The organism is Microbacterium sp. Cr-K20 (genome assembly GCF_000708325.1).
GTDB lineage: Bacteria > Actinomycetota > Actinomycetes > Actinomycetales > Microbacteriaceae > Microbacterium.
Window position 1 is genome coordinate 383,179 of sequence record NZ_JARE01000047.1, and the last position, 20,823, is coordinate 404,001.

Sequence of the window (20,823 nt, forward strand, 5' to 3'; positions counted from 1 at the left end):
GTGGTTCAGTTGTCGCCCGGCTCCGTGAGCCGTGCCTCCTGCTCGCGGTAGGCGTCGCCGATAAGAGCGGTGAATCCGTTGATCCTGGCGTCGACCTCAGCGAGGATGTCGTGACCGCGCGGGTCCTTGTTCATGAAGTGAGCCGCGACGAAGCCGCCGATCACACCGACCAGGAACCATTGCACGTTCTTCATGTCGTCATCCTTGCCCTTGATCCGCGAAGGCGCGGTGTCACCATCGTATGCCGAAACGACAAGAGGCGTCGGGTCACCCCGACGCCTCTTGCGCTGCTGCTCTCAGAGAGCAGCGTGAGCGATGCTCAGCGTGCTGCGTAGTACTCGACGACGAGCTGCACTTCACAGGTCACGGGGACCTCGGCGCGCTTCGGACGACGAACCAGACGCGACTGGAGCTTGTCGAGCTCGACCTCGAGGTAACCGGGAACGGGCGGCAGAACCTCGGCGTGACCGCCGGCTGCTGCCACCTGGAAGGGCTCGGTGCCCTCGCTCTTGGGCTTGACGTGGATGAGCTGACCCGGCTTCACGCGGAACGACGGGCGGTCGACGAGCTGGCCGTCGACGAGGATGTGACGGTGCACGACGAGCTGGCGAGCCTGTGCGGTGGTGCGGGCGAAGCCCGAACGCACCACGAGAGCGTCGAGACGCATCTCGAGGAGCTCGACCAGGTTCTCACCGGTCAGACCGTCGTGGCGACGGGCCTCGTTGAACGTGTTGCGCATCTGCTTCTCGCGGATGCCGTACTGCTCGCGCAGACGCTGCTTCTCACGCAGACGGACGGCGTAGTCGCTGTCTGCCTTGCGCTTGGTGCGGCCGTGCTCACCCGGAGCGTAGGGGCGCTTCTCGAGGTAGCGGGCGGCCTTCGGGGTGAGCGGGATGCCGAGGGCACGGCTCAGACGCACCTTGCGGCGGTCCTGGGACTTCGTGGTCACGAAGCTGTCCTTCCGATGACGTGGTCGCGACTTTCACGACTCACGGACGTATCGTCCGCGTTCTGCCTTGGAGCGCACGCCGGGGCGCCAGCAAGGTGTGGTGTGAACGAGGAGATGCCCGAAAACACGGTTTCGAGCCGCTCAAGTCTAACAGATCGCGGCTGCGCGCCTGATCGCGTGGGTCACCGGTCGCCGAGGATGCGGCGGATGCGCTCCAGTCGCGAACCGATGTCGCGCTCGGCACCCAGGTTCTTCGGCTCGTAGTAGTGCTTGCCGTCGAGCTCGTCGGGCAGATACTGCTGCGCCACCACGCCGTACTCGCTGTCGTGCGAGTAGACGTAACCGCGCCCGTGCCCGAGGCGCTTGGCGCCCGGATAGTGCGCGTCGCGCAGGTGCAGCGGCACACGTCCGAAGCCTCCGGAGCGGATGTCGGCGATCGCGGCATCGATCCCCACATAGGCGGCGTTGGATTTCGCGGTGGTGGCGAGGTACACGGTCGCTTCGGCGAGCGGGATCCGCCCCTCCGGCATGCCGATGAACGCGACCGCATCCGCAGCGGCGACCGCGATGACGAGGCCCTGAGGGTCGGCGAGACCGACATCTTCCGACGCGGAGATCACCAGGCGTCGGGCGATGAACCGCGGGTCCTCCCCCGCCTCGATCATGCGCGCGAGGTAGTGCAGCGCCGCATCGGGGTCGGACCCTCTGATCGACTTGATGAACGCACTGATGACGTCGTAGTGCTCGTCGCCCTGCCGGTCGTAGCGCAGAAGCGCCTTGTCGACGGCCTGGGCGACGTCGTCGGCGGAGACCTCCGGTACCGTCGCCGCGGCGTCCGCCTCGGCCGATCCGCTGTCCTCGCCTTCGTCGGAGCCGGCCTCCGCGGAGGATGCGTGCGAGAGGGCGACAGCAGCACCGGCCTCGAGACCGGTCAGCGCGCGCCTGGCGTCCCCCGAGGCGAGCCGGATCAGTGCGGCGCGAGCTTCGGCGCTCAGCGCCACGGCCCCGTTCATCCCCCGTGCGTCGACGACGGCACGATCCACGAGTACACCGATGTCATCGTCGGTGAGCGGCTGGAGCGTGAGCAGCAGGGAACGGGACAGCAGCGGAGAGATCACCGAGAACGAGGGGTTCTCGGTGGTCGCGGCGATCAGGATCACCCACCCGTTCTCGACGCCGGGCAGCAGAGCGTCCTGCTGCGCCTTCGTGAACCGGTGGATCTCATCGAGGAAGAGGATCGTTGTCTGACCGTAGAGGTCGCGCTGCGTGATCGCCTCCTGCATCACCTCGCGCACGTCTTTGACGCCGGCGGTGATGGCGGACAGCTCGACGAAGCGGCGCCCGGATGAGCGCGCGATCGCCTGCGCGAGCGTGGTCTTTCCGGTGCCCGGCGGGCCCCACAGGATGATCGAGACCGCTCCGGGCGAGGTCGCCTCCGGATCGGCGAGGGCGACGATGGGGGACCCTGCGCGCAACAGGTGCCGCTGCCCCGCGACCTCGTCGAGCGAGATCGGGCGCATGCGCACGGCGAGAGGCGTCTGCCCGGAGAGCAGCGCGGCAGGGGAGGTCATCCCTCCAGGCTACCGGCGGCCCCCGACACTTCGGACGATCGGGCAGCTCCCGGTAGGCTCTCAGGCGACGCTGCGCACCGGCGTCGGAACGGGAGATCCAGGGCATGGCCGCACGCGGTTCCAAGAACGCACAGTCACGCACCGCGGCAGAGCGCGCACGACTGCACACCGCGCGTACCCAATGGCACGAGGGGCAGATCCGGCGCCGCGTCCGGGACAACACGATCGCCGCGATCGTCGGCAGCCTCATCGTCGTCGCCGCGATCGGCAGTCAGGTCGTGCACGCGCAGGTGACCGCACCCGAGCCGACTCCGACGCCGACCGTCGAGCCGACGACGGCTCCCACCGACACGCCCACGGAGAGCCCGGCACCGCTCCCCTCCGAGAGCCCCGCCGAGTAGCTCCCCAGGCCGACCGGTCTCGCTAACCGCGGCTCGGCAGCACGTAGGACGACGGGTCCGCTTCGAGCCGGGCGCCGACGAGGGTGTGCAGAGCCGGGTACGCCGAGGCGTCGCCGACCAGGATCCCCCCGAGCAGCGTGTGCGCATCACCTGCCAGCACCAGTTTCCGGTACACCCCGGCGACGGGATCCGCGTAGAGCACGTCGACCGCGTCCGGTGTCCGTGCGAGCGCGTCCCCGAAGCTCGCCACATCGACACCCGCCAGGGTGATGGCAGCGGATTCATCGAACCCGCCGAACCTCGCTTCGTGGCCGAGGATGCGCCGCACCGCCACATCGGCCATCTCGCGGGCCGGAGCGACCAGACCGAAGCGGCGCCCGTCGAGGCTGGCGACCTCTCCGATTGCCAGCACCGCCGGATCCGACGTCCGGCAGGCGTCGTCGATGACGATGCCTCCGTAGGGATGAACCGCGATCCCGGCATTGCGTGCGAGCTCGTCGCGCGCGCGCAGCCCGACCGTGAACACGACGACGTCGACACGTTGGAAGGAGCCGTCCTGGAACTCGATCGCCGTGATGACGCCGGACTCGTCAGGGTCCAGCCGCGTCACGCGTGTCCCTGTGCGCACCGCGATCCCCCGCGCCTGCAGATGCCGCTTCACGATGCTTCCGGCGGTGCCGTCGAGCTGCGCCTCCATCAGCCGATCCGCGTACTGCACCACCGTGGCATCGACCCCGATGGCCTGCAGCGCCCCGGCGGCCTCGAGCCCGATGGGGCCGCCACCGACGACCACCCCGCGCAGATCCCGCTCGAGCTCCGACGCGCGAGCGCCCACGAAGTCACGCAGCGCCTCCGCATCTTCGACGGTGCGATACGAGAAGCAACCGGGAAGCCCCGCACCTTCCACCGCCACCCTGCCGGCGGAAGCCCCGGTCGCGAGCACCAGGAGGTCATACCGATGCAGGCGACGCGAGCGCGTGCGCACGGTCTTCGCCCGCCGGTCGATGTGCAGCACGCGATCGTCGACGACCAACTCGACGCGGTCATCCTCGAACGCGTCGAAGGGCAAGGGGAGATCGTCGGCCGACCCGCCGAGGAACAGCTCTCGAAGGCGGGTGCGGTCGTACGGTCGGCGGCCCTCATCGCCGATCACCGTGACCCGCACGTCGTCGCCCGCCCGCTGCAGGAGCTGTTCGACGAAGCGCTGCGCGGCCATCCCCGCACCGACGACGACGATCTCGGTGGCGAGCGGATGATTCATCGGTACAGCTCCTGTCGGCGGCGATCGTGCCGTAGCGCTGAGGCTATGCGGACTGTGTTTCCCGGATGTCACGCGAGGTGTTTCACGCCGCGAACGATCGCATCACGGATGGATAACGACCGCGCATCTCACACCTCGCTGAAGGGGAAGTGAGAGATTCGCACCACAGACGTAACGTCCGGTGCGGCCCGCGGAAACGAGGCTCCCGCATGCTCGAGTCAGTCGAGCATCCGTGCTCCCGTCCCCGTGGAGGTCCTGTGTCCTACATCAAGCCCGCCGAACTCGCCACACGCATGGTGGATGCCGGCGCCTACAAGCTGCAACTGTCCACCCGCGACACCCTGATCCGCGCCTTCATGGGCGCGGCACTCCTCACGATCGCGGCTGCCTTCGCGGTCACGGTCTCGACACAGACCGGTCAGCCGTTGCTGGGCGCCGTCCTGTTCCCGGTCGGGTTCGTGATGCTGTATCTGCTCGGTTACGACCTGCTCACCGGCGTGTTCACCCTCGGACCGCTCGCTGTGCTCGACCGCCGCCCCGGTGCCACGTTCGGCGCACTGATGCGCAACTGGGGGCTCGTCTTCCTCGGCAACTTCGGCGGTGCCTTCCTGGTCGCGATCCTGATGGCCGTGTACTTCACCTACGGGTTCTCGACCGCGCCCAGTGCCGTGGGCGAGGCCATCAGTGAGATCGGCCACGGGCGCACGGTCGGATACGCGGATCACGGCGCCGCAGGCATGCTGACGCTCTTCATCCGCGGTGTGCTGTGCAACTGGATGGTTTCCACGGGTGTGGTCCTGGCGATGGTGTCGGACAGCACGATCGGCAAGATCGTCGCGATGTGGCTGCCGATCATGCTGTTCTTCTACATGGGCTTCGAGCACTCGATCGTGAACATGTTCCTGTTCCCCTCCGGACTCCTGATGGGCGCCGACTTCACCGTCTGGGATTACCTCGTCTGGAACGAGCTGCCGACGGTCGTGGGGAACCTCGTCGGAGGACTGCTCTTCGTCGGCCTGCCGATCTACTACACGCACGGCCGCCCGAAGGCTCGGGCCGCCCGCGAAGCGCGTCGCACCGAGCGCCGGTCCCGCGTGGAGGTCGTCGCGACGGCCGCAGCGGAGGAGCCGGTGCAGGGCCTCGGCACCAGCGCGGCTGAGCGCGAACCGTCCCGGGTCTGAGGGGAATGCACGCCCGAGAGGGGGCGGATGCGTCGGCATCCGCCCCCTCTCCGTATGCGCTCCGGGTGCGCTCCGGGTCAGGCGGAGCGGAAGCGCTCGACGATGACCTCGGCGATGCGCGGATCCGACCCGAGCGGTGCCGAGACGAGGTCTGCTCCTGATCTCTCCACGAGACCGGCGAAGTACCCCGGCGCGAGAACATGGCTCGCGGCGATCACCCGGGAGGCTCCCCGTTCCCGCGCGAAGCTCACGGCGTCGGCGATGCGGGGCTCGATCGCCGACGCGTACCCGACCGTCACAGGCACCGGGATCAGGTCGGCGAGGTGCGCGGCCGCCGTGGTGACATCGGCGACCGCCGCCGGGTTGCTGGAGCCCGCCGCCGCGAGCACGACGTGATCGCCCGGAAGCCAGCGGTCGTGAACCGCCGTACGCAGCCGCGCGCGCAGGACCTCGGCGATGAGCGGATGGGTGCCCAAGGGCTCCCCCTGCCGCACGCCGTCATACGGACGGACCGCGCGCGCGATGTCGACCGCGGTGTGGAAACCCACCGAGAGCAGCAGCGGCACCACGACGACGTCATCGTCGAGATGTTCCTGTTCGACGACCTCGGGCACCGCCGGTTCCTGCACGTCGACGAAGGCCTGGACGACACGGGTGCCCGGAATACGTGCGCGCACGAGATCGACGATGTCTTCGACAGTGCGGCGTCCTGCGGGGGAATCCGTGCCGTGGGAGCAGGCGACAAGGGTGGTCATCGGGGTTCCTCCACGGTGAGTCGGTAACCGCGTTTGACGATGGTCTGGATCGCCGCAGCGCCGCCCAGAGCCTCGCGCAGCCGGGCGACCGCCATCTCGACGGCGTGGGCGCTCTCGCCTCCTCGGGGCAACGCGAGTCCCAGCTCCTCCCGCGAGAGCACGCGTCCGGCGGCATCGAAGAGCTCGCTCAGGATGCTCGCTCCGGCGCGGGAGAGCGGAACGAACGCGCCGTCGATCAGCACACCGCGGCTGCGCATCTCCATCGCGCCGAGAGCCGTGTGCAGCCGCGGGGCGGCACCCGACGCGTAGTGGTCGACCACGCAGCGCACCAGCGAGCCCAGGCGTCCACGTGCGGCCAGGGTGGCGGTGAGCCCGGCATCCGCGAGTGGGGCGGCCGTGATCGGCCCGACGGCGGCCAGCAGCAGGCGCCCGGACGCGGCTCTGCGCCGGACCGACTCCAGAGCCCCGGCACGGACGGCCGTCCGGACCCACTCGGCGGCACCGGGTGCGGAGGTGAAGAGGACGGCGTCGACTTCACCCGCACCCGCCTGCACGACGGACCGGCGCACGACCTGGGGGTCCGGCGGCGGCCCCCAGCGGTACACGGTGATGCTGACCACGTCCGCTCCGAGCCCCGCCAGGAGGGTGTCGAGCCCGTCGGCGCCCGCCCCGTGGTGCTGAATCGCGATACGTCGCCCGGTGACCCCCTCGGCTGCGAGGTACTCCCCCACTTCCGCGGAGGTCTCGGACTCCGCGACCCAGTCGGCGATGAAGCCCGCCTGCTGGATCGCCCCGTGAGCCTTGGGCCCTCGCGCGATGAACTGCGCCCCGGCCAGCGCACCTGTGAGGTCTTCGGCCAGGTCGTTCTCGTGCGCGGCATCGATCCACCCGCGGAAACCCACCCCGGTCGTCACGATCACGATGTCGGGGGGCGACGCGATGAGATCGCGCGTGCGGGCGATGAGCACCTCATCGTCCTCATTGGGGATGATGCTCAGGGCGGGCGCGCGGTACACCTGGCCGCCGCGTCGCTCGAGAGCCGCGACGAGATCGCCGGAACGTCGGTCGGCGGCGACGACGATGGTGCATCCGGCCAACACCGGAGTCAATGGAACGCGGATCGTCACGCCAGGACAGCCCCGATCGTGTCCGACGAGGGAAAGAGCAGTCCCGCGCCCGCGACCTCGCCGACAACGATCACCGCGGGGTTGCGGAGGCCGACGGCCTCGGCATCGGCGACCGCCCTGCCGAGGGTGGTCCGCGTCGTGCGCTGCTGCGCCGTGTGGCCGCTCTCGACGAACGCGATCGGCCTCTCTGCCGGCACACCGTGTGCGAGTGCCGCGGTGACCAGACGTTCGAGGGCGGCCACGCCCATCAGGACCACCGTGGTCACGGTGGCATCGGCCAGCGCCGCGAGCGTGCCCTCGCCGATGATGCCCTGACCGTTTACGACGTGGAAAGCTGCGGCGGTGCCTCGATGCGTGACGGGAATGCCTGCCGCTTGCGGAACAGCGATCGCGCTCGATATCCCCGGAGTGACGTCGACCGGGATGCCCGCAGCCAGGCACGCCTGCATCTCCTCGCCACCGCGTCCGAAGACGAACGGATCCCCGCCCTTGAGCCGGACGACGCGTCGACCCTCCGCTGCCCGCCCCACGATGATGCGGTTGATCTCGTCCTGCGGCACGGGGTGTCGACCGGGGGTCTTCCCCACGTCGATCACCTCGACATCGGGGTCGAGCCCGCGGACGACCTCGGCCGCGGGTCCCAGGCGGTCGGTCACGACCACGTCGGCTTCGGCGATGAGCCGACGCGCGCGCACCGTCATCAGGTCCGCGGGGCCCGGCCCGCCTCCGACCAGGTCGACGCGTCCACTCCGACCGGCACGGCGCCGACGCAGCGGGATGCGGCCTTCGCCCACGAGGCCGACGATCGCATCCCGCACGGCGACCGACCGACGCGGGTCCGCACCGACCGTACTGGTCACCGCGACGGTCACGTCACCGATCTCGGCCTGTGCGGTGAGCCTGGTCGACCCGTGGGCGCCGTCGGAGGCATTGATGCAGAGGATCCGCTTGCGCTCGCAACGTTCCGCGACGTCGCGGTCGACGCGGGCGTCGCCGGTGGCCGTGTGCACGAGCCACGCCCCGGCGAGATCCGTTCCTCGGAAGCGACCGGCGCGCCAGACGAGACCGTGAAGCTCGACCAGCCGCGCGGTGTCCGGATGCAGGACGGGGGCGGCGATCCGCACTCGCGCCCCTTCGTCGAGGAACCGGCGGATCCTCTTCGCCGCGACCGCGCCACCACCCACCAGCAGCACGTCGCGTCCGGTGAGGTCGACTCCCAACATGACCGTCATCGGATCTCCTCGATGTTCAGCTCGATCTGACCGTCTCGAACGGTCACGTCCCAGACCCGCAGCGTCGCCGAGGCTTTGCCCTGTGTGTCGAGACACTCCCCCGTTCGCAGGTCGAAGACCTGCTTGTGCATCGGTGAAGCCAGCGTCGGCACATCGCCCCGCGTGCCCACGATCCCGCGGGACATCACATGGGCGCCGCTGTAGGGATCGAGGTTGGACACCGCATGCACCGAGCCGTCGGCGAGGACGAAGAGCGCGATCTGGACCGAGCCGAACAGCGCCGCCCTGCCTCGCTCCACCTCGAGGTCGCTGAGCGCGCAGACGCGGACTCGCGTTCCGATGTCAGGGCTGAGGGTCATCGCCGCACCTCCAGAGTCGTGCCGGCGATCATGACGCTCGCGTCCGATCGTTCCTCCGTCGTCGCCGGCCGCACCTGACCGCGTTCGGACACGTAGGCCAGAGAAGGGTCAGGGGTGTCGGTCGCATTCACGAAGGACTCGAAGCGCCGCAGCTTCACCGGGTCGCGCAGGGTCGCCGCCCACTCGTCCTCATAGCGGTCGACGTGCACGCTCATGGCCGCGTCGAGGTCGTCGCAGATGCCGAGACTGTCGTCGAAGATCACCTCGCGGAGACCGTCCAGCCCGCCGTCGAGCTCGGCACACCACCCTGCCGTGCGCTGGAGTCGGTCCGCCGTGCGGATGTAGTACATGAAGAAGCGGTCGATCGCGCGGATGAGGCCCTCGTCGTCGAGGTCGGCGGCGAGCAGCTCCGCATGGCGCGGCGAGAAGCCGCCGTTGCCGCCGACGTACATGTTCCACCCCGTCTCGGTGGCGATCACACCGACGTCCTTCGACCGGGCCTCCGCGCACTCGCGCGCGCAGCCGGACACACCGACCTTGAGCTTGTGCGGCGCCCGAAGACCCCGATAGCGGAGCTCGAGGCGCACGGCCATGCCGACGGCATCCAGCACCCCGTACCGGCACCAGGTCGAGCCGACGCACGACTTCACCGTGCGCAGCGCCTTGCCGTACGCCTGCCCGGACTCGAACCCGGCGTCGACCAGCCGCTGCCAGATCTGCGGCAGCTGCTCCAGGCGGGCGCCGAACATGTCGATCCGCTGCCCGCCGGTGATCTTCGTGTAGAGCCCGTAGGTCTCGGCGATGTTCCCGATCGCGATGAGCCCCGCGGGAGTCACCTCACCCCCGGGCATCCGCGGCACCACCGAGTACGTGCCGTCCTTCTGCATGTTGGCCATCACATGGTCGTTGGTGTCCTGCAGAGCCGCGTTCTCACCGTCGAGCACGTGCGCTCCGACGAGGACGGACAGGATGCTCGCCAAAGCCGGCTTGCAGATGTCGCAGCCGCGCCCGGTGCCGAAACGGGCGATGATCGCGCTGAAGGTCGCGAGTTCCGACACGCGCACCGCGTCGAAGAGCTGGCGGCGCGACATCGAGAAGTGCTCGCACAGGGCGTCGGAGGTCGTCTGACCGAGCTTGGTCAGCTCCTGGCCGACGATCTTCTTGACCGTGAAGAGGCAGGATCCGCAGGTGGCCCCCGCCTTGGTGCAGGCCTTCACGGCCGCGGCGTCGGTGCACCCCTCGGCGTGCACCGCATCGCGGATGCGTCCGGCGGTTACGTTCGAGCAGGAGCAGACGACCGCCTCGGCCGGCAGCTCGTTGTCGGGAAGCGCGGTGCCGCCGTCCGGCATCAGGTAGGCGGCGGGGTCTGCGCCCAGCGCAGCACCCACCAGGGGGCGGAGCATTCCGTATGCCGAGGCATCGCCGACGAGGATGCCGCCCAAGAGTGTCTTCGCATCGTCCGAGAGGACCAGCTTCTTGTAGACCCCGTTGACCGGGTCGGTGTACACCACGTCCAGGGCATCCGGTGTGGAGGCGAACGCGTCGCCGAAGCTCGCCACGTCCACGCCGGAGAGCTTCAACTTCGAGGAGTCGTCGTAGCCGGGGAAAGTGGCATCGCCGCCGAGAATCCGAGTGGCCGCGACCTCCGCCATGGCGTATCCGGGGGCCACGAGTCCGACGGAGCGTCCTTCGAAGTTGGCGACCTCGCCGATCGCGAGGATGTCGTCGTCGGCCGTGCGGCACCTCGAATCGATCAGTACGCCACCGTGGGGGTGCACAGCGAGATCGGCGAGGCGTGCCAGTGAGTCCTGCGGGCGCACGCCGACGGTGAAGATGACGACGTCCGTTCCCTGCATACTGCCGTCCTGGAACTGCAGTGCCGCGACGGAGCCGGAGGCATCCGGGTCGATCCGTGTGGTCCGCGTTCCCGTGCGCACATCGATGCCCTTCGACTCGATCAGGCGGCGCAGGATGGTGCCACCCGCGAGGTCGAGCTGGGCGGACATGAGCCGGTCCGACGACTGCACCACCATGCACTCGACGTCGAGACCCTGTAACGCGCCTGCCGCCTCAAGGCCCAACAGTCCGCCGCCGATCACCGTCCCGCGCAACGGGCGGCCGAGTGACGCCGCGCGGCGCTGGACGAACGCGTCGATCGCGGCGACATCGTCGAGCGTCCGATAGACGAAGCAGCCGGGGAGCTCAGCGCCGTCGACGGCCGGCCGCATGGCGTAGGAGCCGGTCGCGAGGACGAGTGTCCCGTAGGCGTGGACCGCGCCCGAGCGGGTGCGCACCGTGCGGCGAGCCCGATCGATCCCGGTGACGCGATCATCGCCGATGAAGCGCACCCTGTCGTCCTGGAGGGTCTGCGGATCGAGTGCGAGGTCGTCGGCGCTCGCACCGGTGAAGAACGAGGTCAGACCGACGCGGTCGTACGGCGCTCGCGCCTCCTCGCCGATGACCGTGACCGTCGGCGCCGAACCGTCGCCGCGGAGCAGGCTCTCGACGAATCGGTGCGCGACCATTCCCGCCCCCACCACCACGACATCCGACGATGTACTCTCCCGAACGACCACGAGCCCTCCTCTGTCCGTGGACTCGACGATAGAGACACGGTGTTTCGCGAAAGGCCGGGGCGGTGTTACACGGATCGAACGTTCTTCTCACAACTCGGTAACAGTCGTGTGAGATCGCGCTTCGAGCGAGTCCGGCAGGGCCCCGCGGGGCGTACTAGGCTGAGCCTCGTCCCTTCCGCCTCCCGCGGCCCTACCGCGCAAGGAGAATCACGTGTCTGCCACCGAGCCCTCGAAGCCGACTCCCCCCGTCCCCGCACCCCCCGCCGTGCCGATGCCGCCGAAGGCCCCCAAGCCGGCAGCCGTCGTGCCCGCCGCACCTGCGCCGTCTCCGGCCGCGTCGTCGACCTCCGCCGAATGGGGTCGCGTCTCCGACGACGGCACCGTCGAGGTACGCGAAGGCGAGGTCTGGCGCGTGGTCGGCCAGTACCCCGACGGCACGCCCGAGGAGGCGCTCGCCTACTTCGTGCGCAAGTTCGACGACATCGCCTTCAAGGTGCACACGCTCGAACAGCGTCACCAGGCAGGCGGCGCCTCGGCGAGCGACCTCGCGAAGCAGGCCGGTCATCTCATCGACGAAGCGACGGATGCCGCTGCCGTCGGCGACCTCGCAGGTCTGCGAGACCGTCTGAACGCCCTGACCTCATCGCTGTCCGAAGCCACCGAGCAGGAGGCGCAGCAGGCCAAGGAACTCGTCGACAAGGCGATCGCCGAGCGCACCACGCTCGTGGAGAAGGCCGAGGCGATCGCCGCGCGCGACCTCAGCAAGGTGCAGTGGAAGCAGGTCACGGCCGAGCTCGGTGAGCTGTTCGACGCGTGGCAGGCGCAGCAGCAGAGTGGCCCCCGCCTCTCCAAGGGCATCTCCCAGCAGCTCTGGAAGCGGTTCCGCGATGCGCGCGCCGTGGTCGACAAGCAGCGTCGCGCCTTCTACTCCGAGCTCGACGATGCGCACAAGAGCGCTCGCGACGTGAAGACCCGCCTGGTCGAGCGTGCCGAGGCACTCGCGCCGCGCGGCACCGACGGGATTCCCGCCTACCGCACCCTGCTCGACGAGTGGAAGGCGGCCGGGCGCGCCGGGCGCAAGGCAGACGATGCACTGTGGGCGCGGTTCAAGGCGGCGGGCGATGCCCTGTACGCTGCTCGCGCCGAGCAGTCCGCCGCGGAAGAAGCGGAATCCGCCCCGAAGATCGAGGCCCGAGAGGCTCTCCTCGAAGAGGCCAAGGCGGTCGCCGACGAGTCGAACATCAAGCGTGCTCGCGCGCTGCTCACCCGCATCCAGCGGCAGTGGGATGAGATCGGCCGCATCTTCCCGCGGGACAAGGAGCGCGCGCTCGACGACAAGCTCCGCACGATCGAGCAGGGGCTGAAGGCCCGTGAAGACGTGGACTGGAAGAAGAACAACCCCGAGACCAAGGCACGCGCGAACGACATGAGCTCGCAGCTGCAGGAGGCCATCGAGAAGCTCGAAGCCGAGGTCGCCGCCGCCGAGAAGGCCGGCGACAAGAAGGCCGCGAAGGAAGCCGCTGACGCCCTCGAGGCTCGCCGCGCCTGGCTGAGTGCTCTGGGCGGCTGACCTTCTCCACAGGTCTCCGCGACCGTCTCGAACGCGGGGTGCACTGCGCCAGACTGGCGTGATGCACCCCGCGTTCCTCTATGTCCCCGGCGAGCGGTTGAGCCAGACCGAACTCAGCGCGGCCCGCATCGACGGCCATGTGGTCGACGTGGGTGACGCGTACATCCCTGCCGATCTCGTCGAGGGGCCGGATGTACGGGCGAGCACCATCGCCGCGCTCGTCCGGCCGGGCACCGCCGCGTGCCACCAGACGGCCGCGTGGGTCCACGGCGCCGGTGACACGCCGCCGGTCGTGCATCACGTCAAGCGCTGCGTGGATCGTCGGATCCGTCCGGTCACCAGCGCGCGCGTGGTCTTCCACGACACACTGCTGCCCGCAGCCGACGTCCTCACGCTCAGCGGCGTCGCGGTGTCGAGCCCGGCCCGGACGATGCTCGACCTCGCGACGACACTGCACCGCGACCCGCGGGTGCTGGCGTGGATGGATCTTCTCGCCGTCGTCTGCCCCGACACCCCGGACGCGGCGATGAACGCGCTGCAGGACCTTCGACGCGTGCCGGGCAGCCGCATGGGTTCGGCCGCTCTGCAGCGCCTCGCCGTCAGGAGGAGGTGACCCGGTAGACGTCGTAGACGGCGTCGATCCGACGGACCGCGTTCAGTACACGGTCCAGGTGCACGGCATCGCCCATCTCGAAGACGAACCGGCTCAGAGCCAAGCGCTCATCGGTGGTGGTGACCGTCGCCGAGAGGATGTTGACGTGGTGCTCGCTCAGCACGCGCGTCACATCGGAGAGAAGGCCCGAGCGGTCGAGCGCCTCGACCTGGATCTGCACGCGGAACACGCTCTTCGTCGTCGGGGCCCACGACACCTCGACGAAGCGGTCCTGCTCGTTGCTGAGCGCCTTGACGTTGACGCAGTCCGCCCGGTGCACCGAGACGCCACTACCGCGCGTCACGAAACCGACGATCTGGTCACCGGGAACCGGGGTGCAGCACTTGGCCAGCTTCACCAGGATGTCGTTGGCGCCGCGCACCAGCACGCCGGAGTCGCCGGATCGCGGCTCACGCGTCGGGACGCTCCCGGGCAGATCGATGGCGCCCGTGCTGGGGTCGTTGGCCGCGACCAGAGCCGTGACCTTCTCGAGCACCGACTGCGTCGACACGTGTCCTTCGCCGACCGCCGCGTAGAGCGCCGAGACGTCTTCGTAGTGCAGCCCGCGCGCGACCTCGGCGAACGAGTCCTGGCTCATCAGCTTCTGCAGCGGCAGGTTCTGACGGCGCATCGCGCGGGCGATGGCCTCCTTGCCCTGCTCGATGGCCTCTTCGCGGCGCTCCTTGGTGAACCAGCCGCGGATCTTGTTCCGCGCCCGGGTGCTCGCGACGAAACCGAGCCAGTCCTGGCTGGGGCCGGCATCCGGGTTCTTCGAGGTGAACACCTCGACCACGTCACCGCTCTTGAGTTCCGATTCCAGAGGCACGAGGCGCCCGTTGACCTTGGCACCCATCGTGCGGTGGCCGATCTCGGTGTGCACCGCGTAGGCGAAGTCCACGGGAGTCGCGCTGGCCGGCAGGCCGATCACCCGCCCCTTGGGCGTGAAGACGTAGACCTCCTTCGCACCGATCTCGAAGCGCAGCGAGTCGAGGAACTCACCGGGGTCAGCGGTCTCGGCCTGCCAGTCGGAGATGTGCGCGAGCCACGCCATGTCCGTGTCGGAGGCGCGGACCTCGGTCTTGCCACCGCCGTTCATCCGCTCCTTGTACATCCAGTGCGCGGCGACACCGTACTCGGCCTGCTGATGCATCTCGTGCGTACGGATCTGAATCTCGACCGTGCGACCGGCGGGACCGATGACCGTGGTGTGCAGCGACTGATAGAGGTTGAACTTCGGGGTGGCGATGTAGTCCTTGAACCGGCCGGGCAGTGGCGTCCAGCGAGCGTGGATCGCACCCAGGACGGCGTAGCAGTCGCGCACCGAGGAGACGAGGACGCGGATGCCGATCAGATCGTAGATGTCGTCGAACTCGCGGCCGCGGATGACCATCTTCTGGTACACCGAGTAGAGCTGCTTCGGGCGCCCGACGACTTTGCCGCGGATGCGGAGATCGCGCAGATCCTCGTCGATCTCCTCGACCACCTGAGCGAGATACTTCTCGCGCTGCGGGGTCCGCTGCGCGATGAGGCTGTGGATCTCGTTGTAGATCTTCGGGTGCAGCACAGCGAACGAGAGGTCTTCGAGCTCGGACTTGATCGCCTGGATGCCGAGACGGTTCGCCAGCGGGGCGTAGATCTCGAGCGTCTCCTTGGCCTTCTTCGTGGCCTTCTCCGGTGGGACGAAACCCCAGGTGCGCGCATTGTGCAGGCGGTCGGCCAGCTTGATGAGCAGGACCCGGATGTCCTTCGACATCGCCACGATCATCTTGCGGACCGTCTCGGCCTGCGCGCTCTCGCCGTACTTGACCTTGTCGAGCTTGGTCACGCCGTCGACGAGCATCGCGACCTCGTCGCCGAACTCGGCGGTGAGATCGGTCAGCGCGTAGCCCGTGTCTTCGACCGTGTCGTGCAGGAGCGCCGCAGCGATGGCCCGCGGGCCCAGACCGAGCTCGGCGAGGATCTGTGCGACAGCCAGCGGGTGCGTGATGTACGGCTCGCCGCTCTGGCGCTTCTGCCCCTCGTGCTTCTCCTTCGCGACCGCGTATGCGCGTTCGATGACGGAGAAGTCGCCCTTGGGATGATTCGCACGCACCGTGCGGATCAAGTTGTCGAGGTCGTTGATGCGGGACGCGCGGGAGAAGATGCGGGGAACCAGTCGTCGCAGACTCGAACCCTGCGATGACGTCTGCGGTTCCGCCATCAACTCACCTCCCGATCACTTCATCCTACGCGTGCTGAGGGCGCCGAGCTTCCGCTCGGAGCACCCTCGGCCCGGACCCCTCAGGCTTCGACGGACGCCCGGCTGCGAGCCTCGCGGATGCGGGCGTCGCGCTCCTTGAGCTGGGGCTCGTTCTCGCGGAACAGCGAGTAGAGCGGTGCGGCCACGAACAGCGTGGAGTACGTCGCGACGAGGATGCCGACGAAGATCGACAGCGAGATGTCGGTGAGCGATTCCGCACCGAGCCAGAAGGCGCCGATGAAGAGCACGGCACCGACCGGCAACGCCGCGACCACAGACGTGTTGATCGAGCGCACGAGGGTCTGGTTCACGGCGAGGTTCACCGATTCGCCGAACAGTCGGGCAGACTTCTCCCCGTCTTCGGTGGTGTTCTCCCTGACCTTGTCGAACACGACAGTGGTGTCGTACAGCGAGTACGCCAGGATCGTCAGGAAGCCGATGACGGCAGCCGGAGAGATCTCGAAGCCCGCCAGCGCGTAGACGCCGACCGTGATGACGAGCACGTCGAGCAGGCCGATGATCGCCGCCGCCGACATCTTCCACGTGCGGAAGTAGATCGCGAGGATCAGGAACGTGAGGGCGAGGAAGATCGCGAGACCCCACAGCGACTGCTTCGTGACGTTCTCGCCCCAGGCCGGGCCGATGAACGACGACGTCACATTGGCGGGCTCCACACCGTAGGCGTCGGCGAGGGCTTCCGCGACGTCCTGCGTCTCGGCGGCGCTCATCTGGTCGGTCTGGACGCGGATATCCTTTCCGTTCAGGACGACGACCTTGGTCGCGGCTCCCGGCACGACCGACTGGACGGCCTCCTTCGCGGTGTCCTGATCGACCGTGTCGGGCGCCTGCACCGTGAACTGGGACCCACCGGTGAACTCGATGGAGAACTGGATGGGGCGGATGAGCGGCACGAGGGCCGAACCGACGACGAGCACGATGGCGATGATGAACCACAGGCGACGCTTGCCGACGAACGGGAAAGAGGTCTTGCCGGAATAGAGGTTGTTTCCGAACTCATTCATGGAAGGCATCAGGCGTCTCCCTCACTTCCGGGCTTGGTGGGTCTGTCGCCCGCGAGTGCCTCGGCGCGCTTTCGTTCTGCGATGGTCTGGCGGCGATCCGCCTCGCCACGGGAGCGGGCGTTCTTCGCACCGCGACCGGCCGATGCCGTCGAGACCTCCCGGTACTGGGACCGGCTTCGGTACACCGCACCGAGCGCCTCGGGGTCGAGGCCCGAGAGCTTGTGACCGCCGCCGAAGAACCGGGTGCGCGCAAGGAGCTGCATCACCGGGTGCGTGAAGATCACGAAGATGAACACGTCGATCAGGGTGGTGAGACCGAGTGTGAAGGCGAAGCCCTTCACCGTGGCGTCGGCGAGGATGTAGAGCACGACCGCAGCCAGGATGTTGATCGACTTCGAGATGTAGATGGTCCGCTTCGCGCGGCCCCAGCCGTCTTCGACCGCGGCGGTGATCGACTTGCCGTCGCGCAGCTCGTCTCGTATTCGTTCGAAGTAGACGATGAACGAGTCGGCGGTGAAGCCGATCGAGACGATCAGACCGGCGACGCCGGCGAGCGAGAGACGGAAGCCGAGCCGCCAGGCGAGGATGCAGATGATGATGTAGGTCAGGACGGCCATCACCGCGATCGAGGCGATGATCACCGATCCGAGCGCGCGATACACGATGAGCGAGTAGATCGCGACGAGTGCGAGACCGATGAGACCCGCGATCAGACCGATCTGCAGCTGCTGGGTTCCGAGAGTCGCCGAGATGGTGTCGGAGCTCTGCACGACGAAGCTGAGCGGCAGGGCACCGAACTTCAGCTGGTCGGCGAGCGTGGTCGCCGTCTCCTGCGTGAAGCTGCCCGAGATGCTGGGACGGCCGTCGAGGATGACGCCGTTCATCCGCGGAGCGCTGATCACGTCGCCGTCGAGCACGAACGCGAACTGATCGCGCGGGGACAGACCGTCGATGCGGTTCTGGTTGAGGCGCGTGCTGACCTTGCCGAAGGCGTCGCCGCCCTCGCCGTTCATGGTCAGCTGCACGATCCACGCGCCGGACTTCTGATCGCGGCCCGCGGAGGCATCCGTGATCGCGGTGCCGTCGAGCTCGGTCGGTCCGAGGAGGAACTTCTGCGCCTTGTCCGGGGAGCAGGCGACGACCGGCTCGTCCTTCGGGGCACGGGCGGGGTCGTTGTCCGGGTTCTCGCAGTCGTATGCCTGGAACTCCGCTGCCAGCTTGTCGGTCACCCATGACAGGTCGCTCGCGTCGGTCGGCTCGGCGGTCGGCGTCGCATTCAGCGACGGGTCCGGACTGGGGTAGGGAGTGGAGTTCCCGTCCTCGCCGACGAACTCGGTGCTCGCGGCCGTCGTGTACAGCACGGGTCGCAGCTCGAGCTGCGCGCTCGCCTGGATGCGCTCACGAGTCTGCGCATCCGCCTCGCCCGGGATCTGGACGACGATGTTCTGTCCGCCCTCGGTCGTGATGTCGGCCTCGGCCACACCCGACGCGTCCACGCGCTGGCGGATGATCGCCGCGGCCTGGTCGAGCTGCTCCTGCGTGGGAGCCGCTCCGTCCTCGGTCTCGGCGCTGAGGACGATCTGGGTGCCGCCCTGCAGGTCGAGTGCGAGCTCAGGAGTCCAGGAACTGACCGGCTGGCCTTCGGCGTCCTTGATGACGTACACGCCCAGCGAGTTGATGCCGAACAGAACACCCGTCACGAGGAGCAGGCCGAGGAGGACCCGCCAGGCGTGACGGACGGGAGAAGATGAAGCCACGTGTGTTCAGCTTTCTGGGAGGACGGAGATCCGAAGGGCCGCGCCGGCCGCGGAGATTACTTGTCGTCGGCGTCGCGCTCGAGGCGAGCGCGCGTCTCCTCGGGGGTCTCGAGCGCGGGGGCGGCCGCCTCGTCGACGGCCGGCTCCTCGATCACATCGACAGGTGCGTCGACGATCGCGTCCTTGGGCTCGACGACGCGGAGGATCGCCTGGCTGTGGACGTCGATGATGGTGCCCGGCGCGATCTCGACGAGCGCGGGCGTGTCGAGGTCGTCGGGGTCGTACGAGACGATCGTCCCGTAGATGCCGCCCTGCAGGAGCACCTTGGCACCGGGAACGGTCTTGGTCGCCTTCTCCTCCTGCTCGGCCTTCATCTGCTTCGTGCGCTTGCGCGTGTTGAAGATCATGAAGACGAGGAGGACGGCGAGAAGGCCGAAGAGCAGGAATTCCATGGGCATGGGGGAAGCGCCTTTCTCAGGTGCACGCTCCAGCCTTTGGGCGCGCGAAGGTAACCGGGAAGTCTTCAGTGATTATAGGTCATCCAACTTAAGCATCCCGTCCGGATGCGCGACGCCGAGATGCGCGTACGCCTCCGGCATCGCCACACGACCGCGCGGCGTGCGTCCGAGGAAGCCGATGCGAACGAGGTACGGCTCCACCACGCTCTCCACGGTCTCGCCCTCTTCGCCGACCGCCACGGCGAGCGTGCTCAGGCCGACCGGGCCCCCGCGGAAACGGCGGACCAGAGCTTCCAGCACCGCACGGTCCAGCCGGTCGAGGCCGATCGCGTCGACGTCGTAGAGTTCGAGCGCCGCGCGTACGTCATGGATCGTGGCCCCGCCCTCGCCGTGCACGAGGGCGTAGTCGCGTACCCGGCGCAGCAGGCGGTTCGCGATGCGGGGGGTGCCTCGGGAGCGGCGTGCGATCTCGGAGAGCGCATCGGTCGGCACGTCGACGCCGAGGACCGCGGCCGAACGGGCGATGACCTGCTCGAGCTCGGACTCGTCGTAGAACTCCAGGTGTCCGGTGAATCCGAATCGGTCGCGCAGCGGATTCGGCAGCAGACCGGATCGCGTCGTGGCCCCGACGAGTGTGAAGGGCGAGAGCTCGAGCGGGATGCTCGTCGCTCCGGCGCCCTTGCCGACCATGATGTCGATCCGGTAGTCCTCCATCGCCAGGTACAGCATCTCTTCTGCGGAGCGCGCCATGCGATGGATCTCGTCGATGAAGAGCACTTCCCCCGGCACCAGGCTGGAGAGCAGGGCTGCGAGGTCGCCGGCGTGCTGGATCGCCGGGCCGCTCGACATGCGCAGCGGCCGCTCGCTCTCGTGGGCCACGATCATCGCCAGAGTCGTCTTCCCGAGCCCCGGGGGGCCGGCGAGCAGGATGTGGTCGGCAGGACGGCTCTGGATGCGCGCAGCTTCGAGCAGCAGCTGCAGCTGTCCGCGCACCTTCTGCTGTCCGACGAAATCGCCCAGGCTGGTCGGGCGCAGTGCGCCCTCGATGGCGAGCTCGGTCTCGTCGGAGGGTTCGGTCGCGTCGAGGGGGTCAGCCACGAGCCTGGCCTCCCTGCGCGGGGCCGAGGAGCGCGAGGGTGCGTCGCAACAGCAGGGCCACGGTCGCCCGCTCGGCCTCCGTCGCCTCGGATGCCGTCTGGGCTGCCGCCTCGGCGGCGACCTTCTCCGACCAGCCGAGGCCGACCAGCGCCGCGGCCACCTGCGTGACCACGTCGGTGCCGCCCGACATCACGGGCCGCGACGGCGCCGCGAAAGCCTGCACCTTGCCGGCCAGCTGCAGCACGATGAGTTTCGCCGTCTTGGGCCCGATGCCGGAGACCCTCCGGAACGGCGCGTCGTCTTCCGCGGTCACGGCTTCGGCGATCTGATCGCCCGTGAGGTGCGAGAGCACCCCCAGCGCCGACTTCGGTCCGACACCGGTCACGCTGATCAGCAGTCCGAAGATCTCCAGCTCGCTGCGATCCGCGAAGCCGAACAGGGAGAGCGAGTCCTCGCGGACGATCAGACTCGTGTGCAGGAGGAGCTGCTCCCCCACGGTCGCGGTGTGTGCGACGTCGGCAGGGACGGCGACGGCGAACCCGACACCGCCCACGTCGATGACGACCTGATCGGACGTCGCATGCAGGACGACGCCGTGCAGTGAGGAGATCATCC

19 protein-coding genes are annotated in these 20,823 nt (G+C 68.7%); 4 read left to right on the plus strand and 15 right to left on the minus strand.

Annotated elements, in window-relative coordinates:
• Positions 1 to 5: 5 nt before the first annotated feature.
• The 3 genes from GZ67_RS0110015 to GZ67_RS0110025 form a co-directional block, all read right to left on the minus strand.
• Positions 6 to 194, minus strand: coding sequence for a hypothetical protein (locus GZ67_RS0110015; RefSeq protein ID WP_029263335.1), 189 nt, complete (start codon positions 192 to 194; stop codon positions 6 to 8).
• Positions 195 to 319: 125 nt separating this feature from the next.
• Positions 320 to 949 carry a 30S ribosomal protein S4 gene (gene rpsD, locus GZ67_RS0110020; protein WP_029263334.1) on the minus strand — a complete coding sequence of 210 codons (630 nt, stop codon included), beginning with the start codon at positions 947 to 949 and terminating at the stop codon, positions 320 to 322.
• Positions 950 to 1,131: 182 nt separating this feature from the next.
• Positions 1,132 to 2,520: a replication-associated recombination protein A gene (locus tag GZ67_RS0110025; protein ID WP_029263333.1), complete on the minus strand. Its 1,389-nt coding sequence runs from the start codon at positions 2,518 to 2,520 to the stop codon at positions 1,132 to 1,134.
• A 104-nt stretch (positions 2,521 to 2,624) separates the two neighbouring features.
• Between GZ67_RS0110025 and GZ67_RS0110030 the strand changes: the two genes are divergently transcribed.
• A complete protein-coding gene (locus GZ67_RS0110030; protein ID WP_029263332.1) occupies positions 2,625 to 2,921 on the plus strand; it encodes a hypothetical protein in 297 nt (98 codons plus the stop codon).
• A 22-nt stretch (positions 2,922 to 2,943) separates the two neighbouring features.
• On the opposite strand, the gene GZ67_RS0110035 is transcribed toward GZ67_RS0110030, so the two are convergent.
• Positions 2,944 to 4,182 carry an NAD(P)/FAD-dependent oxidoreductase gene (locus GZ67_RS0110035; protein WP_051662453.1) on the minus strand — a complete coding sequence of 413 codons (1,239 nt, stop codon included), beginning with the start codon at positions 4,180 to 4,182 and terminating at the stop codon, positions 2,944 to 2,946.
• 257 nt (positions 4,183 to 4,439) lie between these two features.
• Between GZ67_RS0110035 and GZ67_RS0110040 the strand changes: the two genes are divergently transcribed.
• A complete protein-coding gene (locus GZ67_RS0110040; RefSeq protein ID WP_081859952.1) occupies positions 4,440 to 5,363 on the plus strand; it encodes a formate/nitrite transporter family protein in 924 nt (307 codons plus the stop codon).
• Between the two features lie 77 nt (positions 5,364 to 5,440).
• Here GZ67_RS0110040 and GZ67_RS0110045 read toward each other — a convergent pair whose 3' ends face one another.
• The 5 genes from GZ67_RS0110045 to nirB are packed head-to-tail and all read right to left on the minus strand — an operon-like array spanning position 5,441 to position 11,361.
• On the minus strand, positions 5,441 to 6,118 hold the full coding sequence (locus tag GZ67_RS0110045; RefSeq protein WP_029263329.1) for a sirohydrochlorin chelatase: 678 nt from the start codon (positions 6,116 to 6,118) through the stop codon (positions 5,441 to 5,443).
• Positions 6,115 to 7,215, minus strand: a complete 1,101-nt coding sequence (locus GZ67_RS0110050; protein WP_197021072.1) for a uroporphyrinogen-III synthase — start codon at positions 7,213 to 7,215, stop codon at positions 6,115 to 6,117. The genes GZ67_RS0110045 and GZ67_RS0110050 overlap by 4 nt, the downstream gene beginning before the upstream one ends.
• A gap of 26 nt (positions 7,216 to 7,241) precedes the next feature.
• Positions 7,242 to 8,477 (minus strand): uroporphyrinogen-III C-methyltransferase, encoded by a 1,236-nt coding sequence (cobA, locus tag GZ67_RS0110055; protein WP_029263327.1) that lies wholly within the window; start codon positions 8,475 to 8,477, stop codon positions 7,242 to 7,244.
• Positions 8,474 to 8,836 (minus strand): nitrite reductase small subunit NirD, encoded by a 363-nt coding sequence (nirD, locus tag GZ67_RS0110060; RefSeq protein ID WP_029263326.1) that lies wholly within the window; start codon positions 8,834 to 8,836, stop codon positions 8,474 to 8,476. Before nirD ends, cobA begins: the two co-directional genes overlap by 4 nt.
• Positions 8,833 to 11,361 carry a nitrite reductase large subunit NirB gene (gene nirB, locus GZ67_RS0110065; RefSeq protein ID WP_036304003.1) on the minus strand — a complete coding sequence of 843 codons (2,529 nt, stop codon included), beginning with the start codon at positions 11,359 to 11,361 and terminating at the stop codon, positions 8,833 to 8,835. Before nirB ends, nirD begins: the two co-directional genes overlap by 4 nt.
• Positions 11,362 to 11,623: 262 nt before the next feature.
• Here nirB and GZ67_RS0110070 point away from each other — a divergent pair, with 262 nt between their 5' ends.
• The gene (locus GZ67_RS0110070; protein WP_029263324.1) at positions 11,624 to 12,982 is read left to right on the plus strand and encodes a DUF349 domain-containing protein; all 1,359 of its coding nucleotides are present in this window, start codon (positions 11,624 to 11,626) and stop codon (positions 12,980 to 12,982) included.
• 61 nt (positions 12,983 to 13,043) lie between these two features.
• Entirely contained in the window at positions 13,044 to 13,595 is a 552-nt protein-coding gene (locus GZ67_RS0110075) for a type IV toxin-antitoxin system AbiEi family antitoxin (RefSeq protein WP_051662454.1), read from the plus strand.
• Here the strand turns inward: GZ67_RS0110075 and GZ67_RS0110080 are convergent.
• The 6 genes from GZ67_RS0110080 to ruvA form a co-directional block, all read right to left on the minus strand.
• Positions 13,582 to 15,834: a RelA/SpoT family protein gene (locus GZ67_RS0110080; protein WP_029263322.1), complete on the minus strand. Its 2,253-nt coding sequence runs from the start codon at positions 15,832 to 15,834 to the stop codon at positions 13,582 to 13,584. The genes GZ67_RS0110075 and GZ67_RS0110080 overlap by 14 nt on opposite strands.
• An 80-nt stretch (positions 15,835 to 15,914) precedes the next feature.
• Positions 15,915 to 16,904 (minus strand): protein translocase subunit SecF, encoded by a 990-nt coding sequence (gene secF, locus GZ67_RS0110085; protein WP_029263321.1) that lies wholly within the window; start codon positions 16,902 to 16,904, stop codon positions 15,915 to 15,917.
• Positions 16,904 to 18,652 carry a protein translocase subunit SecD gene (gene secD, locus GZ67_RS0110090; RefSeq protein WP_029263320.1) on the minus strand — a complete coding sequence of 583 codons (1,749 nt, stop codon included), beginning with the start codon at positions 18,650 to 18,652 and terminating at the stop codon, positions 16,904 to 16,906. Before secD ends, secF begins: the two co-directional genes overlap by 1 nt.
• Positions 18,653 to 18,708: 56 nt before the next feature.
• Complete coding sequence (locus GZ67_RS0110095) at positions 18,709 to 19,110, minus strand: preprotein translocase subunit YajC (protein ID WP_372466779.1); 402 nt, start codon at positions 19,108 to 19,110, stop codon at positions 18,709 to 18,711.
• 72 nt (positions 19,111 to 19,182) lie between these two features.
• Entirely contained in the window at positions 19,183 to 20,208 is a 1,026-nt protein-coding gene (ruvB, locus tag GZ67_RS0110100) for a Holliday junction branch migration DNA helicase RuvB (RefSeq protein WP_029263318.1), read from the minus strand.
• The gene (gene ruvA / locus GZ67_RS0110105; protein WP_029263317.1) at positions 20,201 to 20,821 is read right to left on the minus strand and encodes a Holliday junction branch migration protein RuvA; all 621 of its coding nucleotides are present in this window, start codon (positions 20,819 to 20,821) and stop codon (positions 20,201 to 20,203) included. Before ruvA ends, ruvB begins: the two co-directional genes overlap by 8 nt.
• Between the last annotated feature and the right edge of the window lie 2 nt (positions 20,822 to 20,823).

Excerpts from the sequence above, each read along its gene's own strand:
- GZ67_RS0110035 (WP_051662453.1), bottom strand. The coding sequence starts at position 4,182 with ATGAATCATCCGCTCGCCACCGAGATCGTCGTCGTCGGTGCGGGGATG.
- GZ67_RS0110075 (WP_051662454.1), top strand. The coding sequence starts at position 13,044 with ATGCACCCCGCGTTCCTCTATGTCCCCGGCGAGCGGTTGAGCCAGACC.
- GZ67_RS0110045 (WP_029263329.1), bottom strand. The coding sequence starts at position 6,118 with ATGACCACCCTTGTCGCCTGCTCCCACGGCACGGATTCCCCCGCAGGA.
- nirB (WP_036304003.1), bottom strand. The coding sequence starts at position 11,361 with ATGGTCGCGCACCGATTCGTCGAGAGCCTGCTCCGCGGCGACGGTTCG.
- GZ67_RS0110095 (WP_372466779.1), bottom strand. The coding sequence starts at position 19,110 with ATGCCCATGGAATTCCTGCTCTTCGGCCTTCTCGCCGTCCTCCTCGTC.
- nirD (WP_029263326.1), bottom strand. The coding sequence starts at position 8,836 with ATGACCCTCAGCCCTGACATCGGAACGCGAGTCCGCGTCTGCGCGCTC.
- secF (WP_029263321.1), bottom strand. The coding sequence starts at position 16,904 with ATGCCTTCCATGAATGAGTTCGGAAACAACCTCTATTCCGGCAAGACC.
- cobA (WP_029263327.1), bottom strand. The coding sequence starts at position 8,477 with ATGACGGTCATGTTGGGAGTCGACCTCACCGGACGCGACGTGCTGCTG.
- GZ67_RS0110080 (WP_029263322.1), bottom strand. The coding sequence starts at position 15,834 with ATGGCGGAACCGCAGACGTCATCGCAGGGTTCGAGTCTGCGACGACTG.
- GZ67_RS0110015 (WP_029263335.1), bottom strand. The coding sequence starts at position 194 with ATGAAGAACGTGCAATGGTTCCTGGTCGGTGTGATCGGCGGCTTCGTC.
- ruvA (WP_029263317.1), bottom strand. The coding sequence starts at position 20,821 with ATGATCTCCTCACTGCACGGCGTCGTCCTGCATGCGACGTCCGATCAG.
- GZ67_RS0110030 (WP_029263332.1), top strand. The coding sequence starts at position 2,625 with ATGGCCGCACGCGGTTCCAAGAACGCACAGTCACGCACCGCGGCAGAG.
- GZ67_RS0110025 (WP_029263333.1), bottom strand. The coding sequence starts at position 2,520 with ATGACCTCCCCTGCCGCGCTGCTCTCCGGGCAGACGCCTCTCGCCGTG.